Annotated in this window: 13 protein-coding genes and 1 pseudogene; 7 read left to right on the top strand and 7 right to left on the bottom strand. The window is 64.2% G+C overall.

Features of this window, described 5'->3' with window-relative positions; all coding sequences use genetic code 11:
• Nucleotides 1-33: 33 nt before the first annotated feature.
• Nucleotides 34-210, bottom strand: coding sequence for a hypothetical protein (locus AC3A3G_RS15075; protein WP_487488601.1), 177 nt, complete (start codon nt 208-210; stop codon nt 34-36).
• Between the two features lie 24 nt (nt 211-234).
• On the opposite strand from AC3A3G_RS15075, the gene AC3A3G_RS15070 reads away from it, so the two are divergent.
• From AC3A3G_RS15070 to AC3A3G_RS15060, 3 genes are all read left to right on the top strand, one after another.
• A complete protein-coding gene (locus tag AC3A3G_RS15070) occupies nt 235-2,196 on the top strand; it encodes a fimbria/pilus outer membrane usher protein (RefSeq protein ID WP_487488600.1) in 1,962 nt (653 codons plus the stop codon).
• A 37-nt stretch (nt 2,197-2,233) separates the two neighbouring features.
• Entirely contained in the window at nt 2,234-3,100 is an 867-nt protein-coding gene (locus AC3A3G_RS15065) for a hypothetical protein (RefSeq protein WP_487488599.1), read from the top strand.
• Between the two features lie 312 nt (nt 3,101-3,412).
• Nucleotides 3,413-4,096 (top strand): helix-turn-helix transcriptional regulator, encoded by a 684-nt coding sequence (locus tag AC3A3G_RS15060; RefSeq protein WP_487488598.1) that lies wholly within the window; start codon nt 3,413-3,415, stop codon nt 4,094-4,096.
• Nucleotides 4,097-4,887: 791 nt separating this feature from the next.
• Here AC3A3G_RS15060 and AC3A3G_RS15055 read toward each other — a convergent pair.
• The 5 genes from AC3A3G_RS15055 to AC3A3G_RS15035 all read right to left on the bottom strand — a co-directional run bounded on the left by AC3A3G_RS15055 (nt 4,888) and on the right by AC3A3G_RS15035 (nt 12,763).
• The gene (locus tag AC3A3G_RS15055; protein ID WP_487488597.1) at nt 4,888-7,815 is read right to left on the bottom strand and encodes a PAS domain-containing protein; all 2,928 of its coding nucleotides are present in this window, start codon (nt 7,813-7,815) and stop codon (nt 4,888-4,890) included.
• A 78-nt stretch (nt 7,816-7,893) separates the two neighbouring features.
• Nucleotides 7,894-10,464, bottom strand: a complete 2,571-nt coding sequence (locus AC3A3G_RS15050) for an HWE histidine kinase domain-containing protein (protein WP_487488596.1) — start codon at nt 10,462-10,464, stop codon at nt 7,894-7,896.
• A complete protein-coding gene (locus AC3A3G_RS15045; protein WP_487488595.1) occupies nt 10,461-10,940 on the bottom strand; it encodes a biliverdin-producing heme oxygenase in 480 nt (159 codons plus the stop codon). The genes AC3A3G_RS15050 and AC3A3G_RS15045 overlap by 4 nt, the downstream gene beginning before the upstream one ends.
• Before the next feature lie 289 nt (nt 10,941-11,229).
• Entirely contained in the window at nt 11,230-12,000 is a 771-nt protein-coding gene (locus AC3A3G_RS15040) for a metallophosphoesterase family protein (protein ID WP_487488594.1), read from the bottom strand.
• Nucleotides 11,984-12,763 carry a nucleotidyltransferase family protein gene (locus tag AC3A3G_RS15035; RefSeq protein ID WP_487488593.1) on the bottom strand — a complete coding sequence of 260 codons (780 nt, stop codon included), beginning with the start codon at nt 12,761-12,763 and terminating at the stop codon, nt 11,984-11,986. Before AC3A3G_RS15035 ends, AC3A3G_RS15040 begins: the two co-directional genes overlap by 17 nt.
• Nucleotides 12,764-13,042: 279 nt before the next feature.
• Between AC3A3G_RS15035 and AC3A3G_RS15030 the strand changes: the two genes are divergently transcribed.
• Genes AC3A3G_RS15030 through AC3A3G_RS15015 form a run of 4 tightly spaced genes read left to right on the top strand, consistent with a single transcriptional unit; the run spans nt 13,043 to nt 16,293 of the window.
• Nucleotides 13,043-13,465, top strand: coding sequence for a DUF2231 domain-containing protein (locus AC3A3G_RS15030; protein ID WP_487488592.1), 423 nt, complete (start codon nt 13,043-13,045; stop codon nt 13,463-13,465).
• Between the two features lie 41 nt (nt 13,466-13,506).
• Entirely contained in the window at nt 13,507-14,772 is a 1,266-nt protein-coding gene (locus AC3A3G_RS15025; RefSeq protein ID WP_487488602.1) for a PQQ-dependent sugar dehydrogenase, read from the top strand.
• A 58-nt stretch (nt 14,773-14,830) separates the two neighbouring features.
• Nucleotides 14,831-15,562: a cytochrome c oxidase assembly protein gene (locus AC3A3G_RS15020; protein ID WP_487488591.1), complete on the top strand. Its 732-nt coding sequence runs from the start codon at nt 14,831-14,833 to the stop codon at nt 15,560-15,562.
• A complete protein-coding gene (locus tag AC3A3G_RS15015; RefSeq protein ID WP_487488590.1) occupies nt 15,559-16,293 on the top strand; it encodes a cytochrome b in 735 nt (244 codons plus the stop codon). Before AC3A3G_RS15020 ends, AC3A3G_RS15015 begins: the two co-directional genes overlap by 4 nt.
• On the opposite strand, the pseudogene AC3A3G_RS15010 reads toward AC3A3G_RS15015, so the two are convergent.
• Nucleotides 16,289-16,750, bottom strand: a pseudogene (locus AC3A3G_RS15010) (c-type cytochrome); the annotation flags it as partial. The gene AC3A3G_RS15015 and the pseudogene AC3A3G_RS15010 overlap by 5 nt on opposite strands.
• Between the last annotated feature and the right edge of the window lie 36 nt (nt 16,751-16,786).

The raw sequence follows: 16,786 nt of genomic DNA, 5'->3' as shown, positions 1-16,786 counted from the left end.
TAAAAGCCAACCCCTGACGAGGCCCGCTCTCCGTTAACGCCACGCCAAACCTGCGCCAAATGTTTCGACGACGGACAGTTTTCGATTTCTTTCGATCCTCTGTCGCTCACTTTTGTCGCGGAGCTGGCTGTTGATGCCCGCGCGCGTCGCGATGTCAGTTTCGCCCGTAATGAGGTGGTCGATCCAACGGCCTTCGATCAGCCCGCTCATTTTGCAGCGGGCGCCAATATCAGCATGGCCCAGTTGTATTCCCATGATGAGGGGCGCTTCGCGCCTCTGGCCGGCGGTATCGATATGTTCGCCAATATTGGCGGGTTCGACGGGGTCACCCTGACGGGGGGCGTCGACTACGACGGCAGCAGTCAGGATCAACGCTGGCGTCGCCGCGAGATACGGCTCTCCAAAGATCTGTTTCAGTCCGCCGTTCGCCTGACAGCGGGTGAGTTTGCGCCGCCGGTTGAGAGTTTTCAGGGATCTCGCCGTTTTCTGGGTCTGTCGGCTGCACGCGCCTATTCGACCATACGCCCGTTCCAGAATGTGCGACCGGCTGGCCGTCGACAGTTCATTCTGGATCGGCCTGCTCTGGTCGTGGTCGAGGTCAACGGCGTTGTCGTGGAACGTATCCGACTTGAGGCAGGTCCTTACTCGTTGTCCGACTTTCCCTTTGGTCAGGGCGCCAACACCGTTCGGCTGCTGGTCGAAGAGGATAGCGGCCAGCGCGAGATCGCGGTCTTCGATCTTTTTGGCGGGGCGGGGCTGCTGGATCCGGGCGTGATGGATTTCGGCGTATCGGCTGGCGTCCTGGAGGAGGGCGGCCAGTTGGAATACGGATCGACCCTCGCGGCGTCCGGCTTTGTCCGCAAGGGGATCACCGACGCGCTTACGCTCGGGGCCAACGCCCAGTGGGCTGACGGCCGCGGTCAGATGGGGGGGCTTGCAACGTGGGGAAGCCGCCTGGGGCTGGTGCAAGCCAGCGCCGCCGTCAGCCACAATGGCGATACGGGCGCGCAAGGCTATATTGTTGCGCTGGACTATATGCGCGAGGCGAAACTGGCGCGCGAGGTCGAGCTGCGGGTTGTCGCCTCTGCGCAGGCGACCAGCAAATTCTTCCAGACGGCCTTCGAGAACTCAGCCTTCAATCGCGAGCAGTGGCGGGCCGCCGGCCAGGCCCTGATCCGCTACAAGGCCTATTCTCTCAGTCTTGGCGCCGCCTTTGTTAAGGGGCGTGAGCAAGAGGATCGGACCGATTTCAGTGTGTCAATTGGTCGGACGTTCCGCAAGTTCGGGGTCAACCTGGCCTGGCAGCGTGGAGCCACCAGCGACGGTGTCGAGGACACGCGGTTCGGCTTGACGCTGACCACCCGCTTTGGCGGTCGATGGAGCGGCGCTGCGCGCTACGACAGTCAGAACGAATTCCGCGAGGTGGGGATCTCACGCTCGGCCTCGGGGCGGTTGAATGATCTCAGCGGCGACATCCGCTTCTCTGAAGATCGCAATAACCAGACCCTTTCCGGCGATCTGCGCTACATCAACAACCGCTTCGACGCCGAGGTTATCTCCAACCGACTGGTGTCCACCGTGCCGGGCGGCTCCACCCGACAGGAGTCTCTGTGGCGGCTCTCGACCCTCGTTGGGTATGCAGACGGCGCATTCGGCATCGGTCGCGCCGCGCGTGAAGGCTTTGTTATCGCCACGCCGCATCCGACGCTCAAGAACGCGCAGGTCAGTCTGACAGACTCCAGCGGCTATCCCGTGGCCCGCAGTGGTTGGTTCGGACCGGCGCTCGCCGGTATCGACCGGGGGTATGGCGTTCGACGCTACGAGCTCGATGTCGATCCGCTTCCGCCCGGTTATGACCTCGGCAGCGGCGTGATCAGCACCTTCCCGGGATATGGCAACGGATATCGGGTCGTCGTTGGCAGCGACGCGTCGCACACGGCCAGAGGTATTCTTGTTTCGCCCGAAGGCCCCATCGCCCTGGTAGGCGGTTCGATCATGGCGACCGATGCGCCTGCAGGCGCGCCCGGCAAGCCGTTCTTCACCAACAGAGGCGGGCGCTTCGTCGCTGATGGGCTGGCGCCCGGTCGCTATCGTCTGGTTGTGCAGGGGGAAGTGCTCGGGGAGTTCGTCATCCCCGATAATGTGGAAGGAATAATCGATGTCGGTGAAATCAGAGTTTCGCGGTCGTTGCCCTGAACTGTTGGGACCAAGGGCGTGGCTAAGGGGCGGCGGCGTGGCTTTCGCCCTGCTTTTGGGCGCGACGAATGCGCATGCGCAAGATTGCAATCCGGCGCTTGTCGAGGCGGCTCAAACTGTTCGCATCGAATATAATCCATTCGCGCTCAGCCCAACGCCGGGCGCCCTGGACGTGGCCCTGGAGAACAAGGGCGAGGGAGCGTGCGACCTACGACTTTCATTTACGGATGAGGCTGGCATTGAGGTGACGGACGTGCAGCTCGGCGGGGTAGGGGTTCGATTTCGCCCCCGTGAATCCTCGGGCGTTCAGGCGGCTGACGTCCAGAGGGGCGTCTTCCAATACCTTCTGGCGGCGGGGCAAAAGGGGGTGGCCCAAATGGACGCCGTCGTGGTGCAGGGCGCTGTCGCCGATGCCGGTGAATACGGCGTCGATCTGCGTCTGCTCATAAAAAACACTGACGGCGTCGAGCTGATCTCCCCTGTTCCCGTCCGTCTTGTCCTGCAGTCGACGCCTCGTGCCCAATTGAACCTGGCCGGCGCCGCGGGAGCGTTTGGTGAAGGGTCCAGCGTCGAGGTCGTTGATTTCGGCGAGGCGGCGACGGGTGCGACCCGTCGTATCTTTGTCCAGGTTCGGGCCAATGCCCCTTCCACTCTGACAATTAAGTCGGAGCACGGCGGGGTGATGCGCCGATTGGGAGACGTAGAGAACGCCACCGTCGTGCCTTATGGCGTGGAGCTTGATGGCGATCAGGTCGATCTAACCGCTCTTTGGACAAAAGAAATTGATCCTCCTCGCACCCTCTCGGGACTCGCCCTGCCCATGACTTTCATCTTGGGGCTCGTGAATGGTCAGATGGGCGGGAGGTACGAAGACTTGATTACCGTTGATATTTCGCCAAATTAATAAGTACCAATTTGGATAACGAAGATTAACTTTTAAGTTTTAAATCTCATTTCTAGGGTTATTTTTAAGTGATGGTTGTATGCCTTGATGGTAATGAATATTTTTTTATTGATACATATCAAATGATGTCGAACTGGTGTGATAGCTTGCTGGCTAATATTTTGGCTTTGATCTGAGTTGAAACTATTATTTCTTAGAATTGTCTTGCTCTGTGTTCTTGTATGGCGAACCAATGCACCGGCAATGTGATTGCAGCTTGTAGGTGAGGGGCTGAGTCCGCCGATTCACGGGGCCGTCCGGAGCAGGGAAGCTATGATTAGTCAGGATATCGTCGGGGCGCCGGTTGGCATGCCTGATGACCATCTGCGGCGTGAAATGGGGGAGAGAGGCGGGGGCGCGCCCAGCGAGCGACGTTCCTTCGCAAGGCCGCCGATCACGAGGTCCATCCCTCGCTTTTCTGAGGCTGAGGTCTGGTTTGAAAATGATGAAACGGCGCGGTTTGTTCTGGACCTGAACGGTCGCGTTCTGAGCAGCAACGCCGCTGCACGCGCCTTGGCCGCATGCGGAATGCTCGGGTCCGGAGGCGTGTTTATCTGCTCCTCACATCGCAATCGCCTCGAGTTGGACATGCTTCTCCAACGGCTTGCCGACGAGCACGAAAAAGCGGGTCGCATCCTGTTCCGCGCCGGAGACGACGCCTGGTGCATTCTAGATATTGCGACCGCGCCCGAAGCGCCAAATCGGGCTTTCGCATCGGTGCGCCCGGTCAAGCCGCTGGACGAAGGCAAGGTTGCAGCTGTGGGCGGTGTCTTTGGCCTGACGCGCGTCGAGAAATCCGTGCTTGTTCGACTGACCAGCGGCGAAGCGCCCAAGGACATCAGCCGCAAGATGGACATGTCCATACACACGGTCCGGTCCCACCTCCGCTCGATTTGCATGCGTATGGGCGTCAAGGGGATAAACGGCGTCCTTCGCCTCAGTTTCCTGATGGCCTGAAGCTGACGAAACCGCCGAGGACGGCGATAGGCTCTTTGATCGCAGTGAGCACACCGGCCTGAATAGCCAGGCTGGGTTGTGGGTCAGCGGAATGGCTGGCGCACGGCCCATGCGTCGTGCAGCACGAGAATGTCCCGACGCTATCGCGTCAGGTAAAGGGCGCCGGCACAGGCTGCCGGGCAGCGATGATGATGACGCCACGTCGCGGGTTCAGCAGCGGCCATATCTGTGATCTTCTCTAGGTCCTGCGACCGGCGAGCCTCAATATCCGGCGCCATCTTAGAGGCGTGCGGCGATTATCTGCGGCGGCGTCAGGACCCTCTGGCCGGCATCCGGGCTCTAGGGGGCGTTGATCGTGTCGATCCCCTCGTTTGACGGCGGCAAACCAGATCACAGCGACCCAGGGCGTTCCGACGCCTGACTACACGAAGACGTTGGCTCGCGCCCGGGAACGCTCAGCTCATCCAGGGTCTCATTCGGACCGTATCAGGCTCCGCCCGAAGATTCTCTCCAGACCCAGTGCACGACTGCAGTTTCCGAGTTCAATGATGACCCGTACGTCCCGCCTTACCGAACTCCGCCGGCTCCAACTCAATGCCGAAAACATGGCGAGGTTGTCGCCCTTCAAGGCTGATCGTGAGAGGTTCGCAAGGGTCGCCGAGCGGGACAGACGAGAGGCCGATGCCCTGGAGCATGAAAGCGAGCCCGGGGCTACCTGCCGATAGGAGGGCGCTTGAACGGCGGCCGAGGCGTTTGCCATGTCGGCTGGCCGCGGGCGCCGACAGGGCGGCTCAGGCCTCGATCATGGTTGTGACCTTGGCCGCCAGATCCATCATCGCGAATGGCTTCGTCATGACCTCCATGCCGGGCTCCAGCAGTCCGTTGCCTACGGCGGCGTTCTCGGCATAGCCCGTGATGAACAGGACCTTGAGCTCCGGGCGCCTCATGCGCGCGGCGTCCGCCACCTGACGCCCGTTCAGGCCGCCAGGAAGACCGACATCGGTGACCAGAAGATCGATCCGGTGCTCGCTCTCCAGGATGCGCAAGCCCGAAGGCCCGTCGCCCGCTACCAGCGTGGCGTAGCCATGCTCGCGCAGAACCTCTGCGACGAGGCTTCGGACAGAGGGCTCGTCGTCGATGACCAGCACGGTTTCACCATGACCGGACCCTGGTTCCGGACTCGCGACGAGCGGGTCTGGTTCGGCCAGACTTCCGTGATGGCGCGGCAGGTAGAGGCACATGGTGGTGCCCAGACCCGGTTCGGAATAGACGCGGATCTGTCCGCCGGACTGCCTCACGAAGCCGTGGATCATGGACAGACCCAGGCCGGTGCCCTGTCCGATCGGCTTGGTGGTGAAGAAGGGTTCGAAAATCCTCTCGATGATTTCGGGGGACATCCCCGAGCCTGTATCCGTGACACAGATGGAAATGTACTGCCCGGCAGCGAGATCGCGCTCGCGGGCATGACGATCGTCGAGCCACTTGTTCGCCGTTTCGATCGTCAGCCGTCCTCCGCCGGGGGCCATGGCGTCGCGGGCGTTGATGCAGAGGTTGAGCAAGGCGTTCTCAAGCTGGGATTGATCAATCTCGGTCAACCAGAGACCGCCTGCGCCGACGACCTCGAGGTCGATGGCAGGCCCGACTGTACGACGGATCAGATCCTCCATGCCGCCGATCAGGCGGTTCGCATCCGTCGGGCGAGGGGCCAGGGTCTGGCGGCGGGAAAAGGCCAGAAGGCGTTGGGTGAGGGTGGCCGCCCGCTGCGCGGCGCCCTGCGCCGCTTCGACGTAGCGCCCGATTTCGGCTCCGCGGCCTTGCGCCATCCGTTTGGCGATCAATTCCAGGCTGCCGGAAATTCCGGCCAGAAGATTGTTGAAGTCGTGAGCTATGCCGCCCGTCAACTGACCGACAGCCTCCATCTTCTGGCTCTGACGCAAGGCGGCATGAGCGGACTGCAATTCTTCGGTCCGCGCCTCGACCCGGGCTTCGAGCGAGGCGTTGAGATCCGCCAGCGCTCTTTCAGCCCGTTTTTTCGCCGTCAGGTCCTTGAAGAGAACGGCGACCTGACGACCTCCGGCCGGTCCGACCTTGAAGGCGGCCAGTTCCAGCCATCGGCCGGTGGCTTCCAGTTCCTTTTCAAAACGGATCGGCCGGCCTGTTTCGAGCACGTCCCGATAAAGCGAAACCCAGCTGTCGGCCTCGGCCGGAACCATGTCGCGGACCCGGCGGCCGACCACGTCGCCGATCCCGGCGTGTTCGGCGTAGGCGGCGTTGGCTTCGACATGGACGTAGTCGCTGAGCGGCCCGTCGGGCCCATCGATGAATTCGATGACGCAAAACCCCTCGTCCATGGTGTCGAACAGGGTCTGGTAGCGTTGCTGGCTTTCGGTGCGCTCGGCTTCGGCGCGAAGACGTTCCAGGACGTTCCGGGTTCGGGCGGCTACATCCTGCAGGAAGTCCAGATCGAGTTGGCTCCAGGCGCGAGGGCGGGCGTCTGTGACGAACAGCATGGCGACCAGTTGGTCCCGCTCCAGCAGGGGCACGGCTGCGAAGCCGTGGATGTCCGCAGCGGTCAGGGCGGCGCCCTCGCCGCGCGTGAGGGCGTCCTGAACGACATCGGCGACAGCGACGGCGCGCCCCTGGGCCAAGGTCGCGAATACCTCGGGATGCTCTCGCGGCGACCAGGCCGGCCTCGGCGGCTTCGCGCCCGGCGCCACGGTCCGATCCGGCTCAGACCCGCAAGGCTTCGCGCCCCTGTCGAGCGAGACATAGGCCGCAGCCAGGTTCAGAGTTTCGCCGACGACGCGAGCGGCGGCGGCCGGGATCTGCTCCGGGTGGTCCAGGGCGGTGAGTTCGTCGTGCAGGCGGAGCAGGGCGGCTTGCCTGATCTCGACCTGCTTGCGCTCGCTGATGTCGAAGCTGACGCCCGGAAGACGGCGGAGACGTCCCTCGGCGTCAAAAACGCACCGCCCCTCGGCGACGACCCACACCGTTTCGCCATCGGGCTGGACCAGACGGTATTCTTCGCTGAAGGCCGAGCGGGCCTCAATGGCCCGCGCAATAGCCGCCTGGACCGCCGGAAGATCCTGGGGATGGATGGCGCTGAAGAAGACCTCAAGCGGAGCGCCTTCTCGGGCGACAACGGGATCGACGCCGTAGAGACGGGCGAAGCGTTCATCGGCGCGGACGAGGTCGGAGGCGATGTCCCAATCCCACGCCCCGACGCCGCGACCGGCCGACAGCGCCAGCTCGAGCCGTTCAACCGCCTCGGCCTCGTGAGCGGCGAGACGGATGCGTTCGGTGATTTCGGACACGAAGACCATGACGCCGGCGGGCTGGCCGCTTTCATCGGGGACAGGAGCGTAGTGGAGGTCAAGCCAGGCGGATTCCGGACCGGCTCCCCGATCCAGCACCAGCTCCTGCCGCTCAAGCGACCAGGACTGTCCTGCGAGGCCGCGTCGAATATTGGCGTCGTTGAAATCCGCGATTTCAGGCCAGCCCTCGCGGGCGCCCATCCCCAGGAGCTCAGGATGCCTCTTGCCGGCGAAACGCGCATAGCCGTCATTGTAGAGGAGGACGCCCGACGCGCCCCAGAGCAGAACCATGGGGTTCGGGGCAGCGATCATCATGCCGACCATGGTGGTCAGACTCTGCGGCCATGCAGACCTGGCGCCGAGCGGCGTCGTCGACCAGTCATGATCCCGGATGAGCCGGGCCATTTCGCCCGGACCATTCAGGAAGCTCGTGTCTGCAGCCGTGTGAATCACAAATCCCCCTGATCGCGCGCGACCGTCCGTCTACGTGGTTTCGCCGATCAGGCTGTCGAAAGCTCTCGCCATATTCTCCAGGGTGTAGGGCTTTTGCACGATCGGGCGCCCCCTGTGCTCGATCGGCGGGTTTGCCTGTTCGCCGTAGCCGGTCGCGAAGATGAAGGGAACGCCGACTTCGGCCAGCCTGTCGGCGATCGGATAGCTGTGCCGGTCGCCGAGATTGATGTCCAGCATGGCCACGGTGGGCCGAGCGGCGTCGATGAATTCGAGCGCGCCTTCCACGGTGGCGGCCGTGGTGACGGAGGCCGCGCCCAGGCGATGGGCGATATCCTCGGCGTCCAGCGCGATGATCAGACTGTCCTCGACCAGCAGAATGTCGTGATTGGCCAGGACCGCGTCCGGAAGGAGCTGGGGGTGGCCGATGGCGGGACGCGGGTATTTGATCGTCTTGGCTCCGTCCGTGGAGCGCGGTTCCGACAGATGGCGCGCCGGGATGCGGAACACGGCGTGCACGCCCCCTGGCTCATAGGCGACGTCGGCTGATCCGCCGAGATCATAGGGAACCGACCGGCTGATGATGGTGGTGCCGAAGCCCTGGCGCGTGGGCGGGGTCACCGGCGGTCCGCCGATCTCCCGCCACTCCATGACCAGATCTTCGGCCGCATTGCGGCTCCAGCCGATCACCACCCGCCCGTCCTGCGTCGAAAGACTGCCGTACTTGTTGGAGTTTGTGACCAGTTCGTGCAGGACCAGAGCCATGGTCGAGTAGGCGTTCGGGTTCAGGAGAACCGGTTCTCCCTGAAGGGTGATGCGTCCTCGCTCATCGACGAAGGCGGCCGCTTCCGCGTCGATCAGCGCCTGGAGGGGCGCGGGTCCCCAGTGGTCGTCGGTGATCTGGTTATGGGCGCGCGCCAAGGCGTGGATGCGTCCGTCCACGACCTTGACGAAGTCGGCGATGCTGGCGCTGGTCGGTTCCGACTGGCGGATCAATCCCCGTATCAGGCCCAGAATATTGCGCACCCGATGATTGAGTTCCGCAATCAGCAGCTCTTGGCGAGCGCTGGATTGCTGGCGCTCGGCGGAAGCTTCGTCGGCGAGACGCAAGACGACCTCGATGAGGGTCGCCCTCAGAGTTTCCGCCACCCGGATTTCTGAGGCCGTGAACGGCTGGGATCGTCCCTCAACCAGTTCTTTCCACTCTGCAAAGCTCTCACGCGGCGTCAGGCGAGGGCCGTTGGGTCCAAAGCTCACCGGCTTGTGCGGGTCGCCGCCCCAGCGCACGGAATGGACCAGCTCCCGGCGGAAGAGGATGACGTAATCGCGCGGCGAGCGAGAGATGGGAATGGCCAGAAGGCCGGCCGCACCCGACGCGAAGGCGCGCGCCTCCGGGACCAGCGCCCCGATGTGATCCGTCGCGAACACGCGGCCTGCGGCCGTGCCGTTCAGCGCGCGCACGATGCGACGGAAATCCTCCAGAGGGGGCGTCTCGCCGGAAAAGGCGTGGTTGCCGCCCAGCCAAACGCCGACGCCGTCGGCCGGTATGGCGTGGGTGAGAATGTCTGCGAGCCAGTCAGGATCCTTCAACAGGGTTTCGTCCGACGCCACGGCCCCCAACAACTGATCGGAAATGTCTCGCGCGCGACGTTCGTACTCGACGGTCTCCTTACGCTCGCGGCTTTCCAGGCGCATGGAGAACATCTGGGCGAACAACTCGCTGACCGATCGCCGCTCGAAGGTGGGGCGGCGCGCGGCGTAGTGATGGCAGGCGAACAGACCCCAGAGCTTGCCGTCCACGATGATGGAAATCGACAGCGAGGCGCCGACGCCCATGTTCTTGAGATATTCAATGTGGATCGGTGAGACCGAGCGAAGCGTCGACAGGGAAAGATCGAGCGGGCGGCCGTCCTGGTTGCGCGCGGGAATGATGGGCACCGGCACGGCGTTCACGTCCGTGATCAATCTCAGGAGATTGCGTCTGTACAGTTCCCGCGCCTGGGCGGGGATGTCGGTCGCTGGATAGCGAAGCCCCATGAACCGACCGATGCCTGACCGAGCCGCTTCAGCCACGACCTCGCCGGACCCATCCTCGGCGAACCGATAGACCATCACCCGATCATAGCCGAGCAGGGCGCGAACCTGTCGGGCGCCTTCTCTATAGAAGGCGGGAAAATCTGCTGCCTGATCCAGTCGCGACATCATGGATCGGACGGCGCCGCTGGCGTCGCCGTGTTCGCCGGACGCCGGCTCGGCTTCAATCACGACCTCCCCGGCGGAGACATGAACCGCGACGTCGAAGGCCGGGCCGCCGTCCACGAGCACGCAGCTGAAGAGGCGTTCAACAGCGTCGCGGCCGCCCAGCATGGCGACCCGGTTGCGCAGGTCGTGAACCGCCTTGGGCGTGAACAGGTCCTGGATCAAAGCTCCGAGCACAGCCTCCGGCGACTCATCCAGGAAATCCCCGACGTTCGCGGAGACGCGCGCCACCTGCCAGTCGGCGGTTAAAGCGACCAGGAAGCCGATCGGTTGGATGGCTCCGGGGATGTGGATGGGTTCGCGATCGCAATTGGTCAGGTCGACCGAGGCGGCGGGGGTCGTCACTTTCGGTCGGCTCCGGGATAGGCGCGTGCGGCGTTTTCGAACACGGCGAACACCGAACAGGCCGCCCTTGCGGCGCTGTCGAAGCGGTCCGGCGAACTAAGCCGTTCATCAAGAACAGACGCTAATGCGCGCCAGGCGGCCGGGTTCCCGGACGAGAGGAAGGATTTCGGAAGACCATCGGGAACCGAGCGGATGAGAACGGCGCCGCCGAGACGAGAGCCTTCAAGGACATAGATCGCGCCCAGGACCTCCGCCTCTCCGCGAAAAGGCGTGACCTGGGCCGGTTCAGGGAAGGCCAGGCCCATCAGGTTCAGGTCGGATCGCAGCGCAATTGTGCGGCGCCGTTCATGCCAGTCCGGCAGATGGGTTTCGGCGTCGGCTTCATCGAGAGCGGCCTCGACGCCCATGAAGGCGCCGGCCTGCGCCTGGAGAAAGGCGCCATAGTCGGCGCGACAGGTCAGATCATAGCGAGACATCCATCCGTCCAGACGGTCATGGGCGGCGGCGGTGGCCGCCTTGAGCTTGAAGCGCGCGCTGATTGCGGGGGCCGGTCCAGAGGAATTGAGCAGGCTGGCTTCCTTTCCGTTTTCCAGGGGCGCCCACTATTGGGAACGCTCTCGTTGGAGAGTCTTACGGTTTATCAAATGCTTGACCGGAACAAGGCCGGAACCTCGCCAGCCGTTGCCTCGCAGGGATGTTCAGGAGGCGGTTGAACGTCCACCGAAGCATCTTCGGGCAGCTGGTCCCCGCCATCGGCAATACCTGTCAGACCTCGAACACACGATATGGAAGGTCGCCCAGGGTCCGCAGAACGGGCAAGGCGACATTGTAGACGGGGACGCCTCGTGCCGTGCGGCCTTCAGGCGCGCCGCGGTGAGCATGGCCGTGGACCACAAGTTTGACGTTCTCGTAGCGATCCACGACCTCCCCCAGGCGAGAGGAGCCGAGGAAGGGGTGAATCTCCGGCGGCTCGCCGATCACCGTGTCCACGATAGGCGCGTAGTGCAGCAGCACCACGCTGCGTTCGGTACGAAGGGTGCGGATGGAATTCTCGATCAGGTTGGCGTCTTCGACCGCCTCCTGGACGAACTGCTTGATCGAAGCCTCTCCGAACGAACTGAGCATGTAACGACCGAAGCCGCCGACGAAGCCCTTGCCGCCGGCGAAACCGACGCCCCCGATCTCATAGGACTCTCCGGTCAGCATCCTGACGCCCGCCTCGGACATCAGTCGGGCGACTTCGTCGGGCTGGCCGCATTCATGCTCATGATTGCCGAGAACCCCAACCATGGGGATGCGGCAGGCGCGCAGGTCTTCGAGCAGGTTCTCGACCTCGCCTGTCTTGCCGAAGTTGACCAGGTCGCCGCAAAGGCAGAGGACGTCCGCGTCTTCGTGAACGCGGTCGAAGAGGTCGCGATAGACACGGTGCGAAGTCTCGCCCACGTGCAGGTCGCCAACGGCGGCGATACGCAGCTTCCTTCCTGGTCCGGCCTCCATGCCGGGTTGAGGCGTCTGGATGTCAGGCGACGGGGTCATGGCGTTCCTCCAGGCCTTTGCCGACAACGTCGCCGAAGCCCCATTCGCTGATGTCGGCGATATAGTCGCGAGGGCTGAACAGACGGCCGCGACAGACCCTGACGCGCGGCGTGGGCAGATCGACCTGGGCCTGAAGTCGTTCCAGGAGCTCAGTCATCAGCCATGCCGGCACACGGCCGCGCTCTGTGGGATAGGCGAAGCGGAAGTTCAGGAGGTGAGCCATCAGGACCTCCCAATAGAGGTCCATCTGATCCAGCATGGACTTCCAGTCGATGGCGTCGGACTGCTTCAGGATGACGTGGTTCACGTCGGCGCCGTCGTATCGATACCGATCCTGGATGAAGACCTTGGACAGGATCAGGGCTGTCGGCGACGTGATCATGACCTCATGGCCGTAGACCGTGATCCGGTCCTCGCCAAACCAGCTGTCCGACACCGCGATGGTGCCGTTCGACATGGCGAAGATGACGTCGAAGAAGTGCTTGTCGTCCTTCCAGACCTTGGCGATCCAGCGCTCGTCCTCGACATCCGTCCGGTAACCGCGGGTCTGGAAGTAGGCGAGAATGCGAGGGTAATCGCCAGGCTTGCAGAAGACGTCCAGGTCCTTGGTGGGACGGCGGATGCCGGTGTAGGCCGTCACCGCATACGTGCCGGAGAGCAGGAAAGGCACGCCGGATTCCTTCAAAAGCCGCAGGCTCTCCTCGTAAAAGGCCATGGCCTCAGGCGGAGGTTCAAATGCGGGCTCGGAGACGGTGTCAGACATGCAGCGGGTTCCTGAACAAGGTCAGGGAAACGGAGGCGCAAAGGCGAGGGTTCTCTCCCGGCAAGCTCTGACCAAAACCGGCATGGTCGATGATCAGCACCTCACCCGGGGACGCCGGTCGCCGTCTGAGAGAGGACAAGGCGCCGCTAGCCGCGCCCGCCGCGATCGAAACCGGTCGAAACGCCGTCGGGCTCAACTGACCAGACCCATTCTACCGAGCGGTTGAACCATCTCGCGGCCAAGCAGTTAGCCAAAGCCAGGCTTTAGGGAGAGGGCGACATGACCATCGATGAACGATCCGGCGGGGTGGTGCGACCCCTGCACCGCATATTGCTGGCGTTTCCGATCAGCCTCTTCACCTTCGCCCTGTTCACCGACATCGCCTATCTGAAGACGGCGGAGATTCAGTGGACGAACTTCTCGGCCTGGCTGATCACCGGGGCACTGGTGTTCGGCGGGATCGCAGGCGTCTTCTCCATCATCGATTATGTCGTTCGCGCGCGGCGGGGTCGGTCCCGCCTCAGCCTGATCCATCTGGTTGCGCTTGCCCTGGCCTGGGCGCTGGGGCTGGTCAACGCCTTCAAGCACAGCCAGGACGCGTGGAGCTCGGTCGGCGCTTTTGGCCTGATCCTGTCCCTCCTATGCACATTGCTGGTCATGATCGCCGGCTGGATCGCCTATTCCGCGCGGGAGACAATCTGATGGACAAGAACCTGCTCGCCGCCAGCGCCGCGACCCTTACAATGGCTCTAACCGTCGCGTCCTGCGGCAACGCCAGCGATCCCAAGCTGAGCCAGACCGGACAGAATCCTGATCTGCCCAAGGTGAACGAGACCCTGGTCCCAGCGATGAAGATCAGCCCGCCCGCCGGCTGGAACGGAGAGGCGCCGACCGTTCCGCAGGGCTTTACCGTCAGCGCCTTCGCGACCGACCTCAAGATCCCGCGTCAGATGCTGGTCCTGCCGAACGGCGACGTGCTGGTGGCCGAAGGGCGTGGCGGTCACGCGCCGCCCTTGCGCCCCAAAGACGTGATCGCCGGTTTCATCAAGAAACAGGGCAACACCAAGATCAGCGGCGGCGACCGCATCACCCTGCTGCGCGACGCCGATAACGACGGCGTCCCCGAACTGCGCGCCGTCCTGGTCGATAATCTGGATGCGCCATACGGTCTGGCCTATGTCGAGGGCTACCTCTACGTCGCCGAGCAGGGCGCGCTGACCCGTTTCGCCTTCCAGCCCGGCCAGACGGGTATCGCGACCCCGCCCGAGCGGGTCACAGCTCTGCCCTCGCGCGTGAATCACCACTGGACCAAGTCCCTGGCGGTCAGCCCGGACGGGACCAAACTCTATGTCGGCATCGGCTCCAACTCCAATATCGGCGAACGCGGCATGGCCTTGGAAGAGGAGCGGGCCGTGGTCTGGGAAATCGACCGCGCGACCGGGGCGCGTCGCACGATCGCCACCGGCATTCGTAATCCGACCGCTCTGGCGATTGAGCCGACCACCGGTCTCCTGTGGTCGGTCGTCAACGAGCGTGACGAACTCGGCCCTCAACTGGTGCCTGACTATCTGACCCAGGTTCGCGACGGCGCCTTCTATGGTTGGCCCTACAGCTACTGGGGCCAGAACGTCGATCCGCGCGTGATGCCGCAAAAGCCGGACATGGTCGCCAAGGCCGTCAAGCCCGACTACGCCCTGGGCTCGCACGTCGCGGCGCTTGGTCTTGATTTCGCGCGCAGCGGCGGCTTCGGCGGCCAGTACGCCGACGGCGCCTTCATCGGCATGCATGGGAGCTGGAACCGTCAGGACCCGTCCGGGTACAAGGTCGCCTGGGTCCCGTTCAGCGGCGGCCGTCCCGTGGGACAGCCCGTCGATTTCGCCACCGGCTTCCTCAAGGACGGCGAGGCCCGTGGCCGTCCGGTCGGCGTGGCCTTTGACCCGGCGAAAAGGATACTTCTGGTGGCAGACGACCTGTCCAATACGGTCTGGCGGATCGCCCCCTCGCGGTGAGGGCGTCACGGTCGCGAAGCAGGATTGAACCGTCGCCGTTCCGGGTCGTTAGCCGACTATGACGATGACGCCCTGGACGCCCTATTGCGGGCCCGCGCCCGATCCCGAGGATGTGCTGGGACGCTGGAACGGCGATCCGGTGCTTCTGGTGGCGCTGGGGCTCCTCGTGGCGTGCGGCGTGTTTCTTGCGGTGCAGAGGCGTCCCGGATCGCCGTTCTTGCTGGGTGCGGCGGGGGTGCTGGTTCTCGTCTTTATCTCGCCGCTGTGCGCACTGAGTTCCGCCCTGTTCACGGCCCGTACGCTGCACCATCTGTTGCTCCTGCTCGCTGCGGCGCCCTTGGCGGCTCTGTGGCTGCCCAGGCTGAGGGCGCCGCGACTGGCCTTGGCGACGGCTGTCCAGGCCGTCGTCTTCTGGGCCTGGCACGCGCCTGATCTCTACGCTGCGGCCCTGTCGAACGACCTGGTCTATTGGGTCATGCAACTGACCATTCTGGGCAGCGCCGTCTGGTTCTGGGCGGCGGTGCGGGCGTCCAACGCGGCCGCCGCCGTGGCGGGCCTGCTGGCGGCCATGCTGTTGATGGGCTTGCTGGGGGCGCTGATCGTGTTTGCGGGTGAGCCGCTGTATACGCCGCACTTCGCCACGACCCTGGCCTGGGGCATGAGCCCGCTGGAGGATCAGCAGGCGGCGGGCCTGATCATGTGGGCGCCCGCGGCGGCGGCCTATCTCCTGGTCGCGCTCTGGCGGATCAGCGAGCTGTTCAGGCGCGGGGAGGCGGCGCGTACGGCATGATTGACCGGTTGATCGCACAGGCGCTGGAATGGGCGGCGGGCCATCACGACGAAGGCCGCTATTCGCCGGTCGCCATCGTCTTTCACTGGACCATGGCGGGCCTGGTCTTCTTCCAGCTCGGGTGGGGCTGGTGGATGGGGCGGCTGCCGGTGGGCGGGGCCAAGGCGGCGGCCTATGACGTGCATTTCGCCATCGGCCTGCTGATGCTGATGCTGGTCATCGGGCGGCTGTCCTGGCGACTGGCGGCGCCCAATCTGATCAATGACGCGGATAAGCCGGGCTGGGAGAGCCTGGCGGCGCACATCACCCATTATGTCTTCTACATCTGCCTGTTCGGTCTGCCGCTGTCAGGATGGGCCATGATCTCCGCCACCGCGCGAGACACCCAGCTGGCTGCGGCGGGTTTTATCCCCTGGCCCTTGCTGCCGATGCAGGAGGTCTCCAACACCCAGCGATGGGCGATCGAGGCCGGGGCCGAATGGATGCACTGGGCCATGGTGGCGGCCTTGCTGCTGATGATCCCGATTCACGCGGGCGCGGCGCTCAAACACCATCTGATCGATCGGGACGACGTGTTTCACGCGATGCTGCCGGTCGCGCCGCAGCTGCGGCCGAAACGGACGCGCTGGCAGAGGCGCTGGCGGGCGTTGGAGAAACAGATTGGCCGGACAGCCACTGGGCTATGGCGCGCGCTTCTGCGTCCGTCAGCCTCTGGACGGCGGCGGCCATGACGCCGCGTGGATCGTTGCGGCGCTTGCCGGACTTCCAGCGGTCGATCTGCTCGAGCGTATAGGCGAGAGGCTGGCCGGCCACGATCGGCTGGCCTTCGCCCGCGCCCTGTCCATTGGGGCCGTGACAGGATGAGCAGGCCGTGATTCCGCGAGAGGCATCGCCCGTCCGCCAGACCGGCGGAGGTGCGGCGGCTGAAGGGGAAGCGCTTGTCGACGTCGACGACGGCAAGCCGGCGTAGAAGAGGGCGACGGCGCGACGGCTGTCGGGATCGAGCCCCTTGGCGATGCGGCTCATCACATCATCCGGCCGCAGGCCGCTGGCGTAGTCCTCCATCTGTTTTTGCAGATAGCCGGCGTCCAGCCCGGCCAGGCGCGGCGTCGAGACGCCGTCGCCCTGACCCTGAAGTCCATGACAGGTGAAGCAGGCGTTCGCCGCTCCGCCCGCGCCGCCGCTCATGGCGATGACCTTTCCCGAAGACGAGAAGACGCGGTC

It is taken from the genome of Brevundimonas sp. Soil_N_31, from assembly GCF_057655995.1.
The sequence above is the reverse complement of the archived record's forward strand: the minus strand, read 5'-3'. Positions and strand labels throughout refer to the sequence as shown.

Excerpts from the sequence above, each read along its gene's own strand:
- AC3A3G_RS15020 (WP_487488591.1), top strand. The coding sequence starts at position 14,831 with ATGACGATGACGCCCTGGACGCCCTATTGCGGGCCCGCGCCCGATCCC.
- AC3A3G_RS15040 (WP_487488594.1), bottom strand. The coding sequence starts at position 12,000 with ATGACCCCGTCGCCTGACATCCAGACGCCTCAACCCGGCATGGAGGCC.
- AC3A3G_RS15055 (WP_487488597.1), bottom strand. The coding sequence starts at position 7,815 with ATGGCCCGGCTCATCCGGGATCATGACTGGTCGACGACGCCGCTCGGC.
- AC3A3G_RS15075 (WP_487488601.1), bottom strand. The coding sequence starts at position 210 with ATGAGCGGGCTGATCGAAGGCCGTTGGATCGACCACCTCATTACGGGC.
- AC3A3G_RS15030 (WP_487488592.1), top strand. The coding sequence starts at position 13,043 with ATGACCATCGATGAACGATCCGGCGGGGTGGTGCGACCCCTGCACCGC.
- AC3A3G_RS15070 (WP_487488600.1), top strand. The coding sequence starts at position 235 with ATGGCCCAGTTGTATTCCCATGATGAGGGGCGCTTCGCGCCTCTGGCC.
- AC3A3G_RS15015 (WP_487488590.1), top strand. The coding sequence starts at position 15,559 with ATGATTGACCGGTTGATCGCACAGGCGCTGGAATGGGCGGCGGGCCAT.
- AC3A3G_RS15025 (WP_487488602.1), top strand. The coding sequence starts at position 13,507 with ATGGCTCTAACCGTCGCGTCCTGCGGCAACGCCAGCGATCCCAAGCTG.
- AC3A3G_RS15045 (WP_487488595.1), bottom strand. The coding sequence starts at position 10,940 with ATGTCTCGCTATGATCTGACCTGTCGCGCCGACTATGGCGCCTTTCTC.
- AC3A3G_RS15060 (WP_487488598.1), top strand. The coding sequence starts at position 3,413 with ATGATTAGTCAGGATATCGTCGGGGCGCCGGTTGGCATGCCTGATGAC.
- AC3A3G_RS15035 (WP_487488593.1), bottom strand. The coding sequence starts at position 12,763 with ATGTCTGACACCGTCTCCGAGCCCGCATTTGAACCTCCGCCTGAGGCC.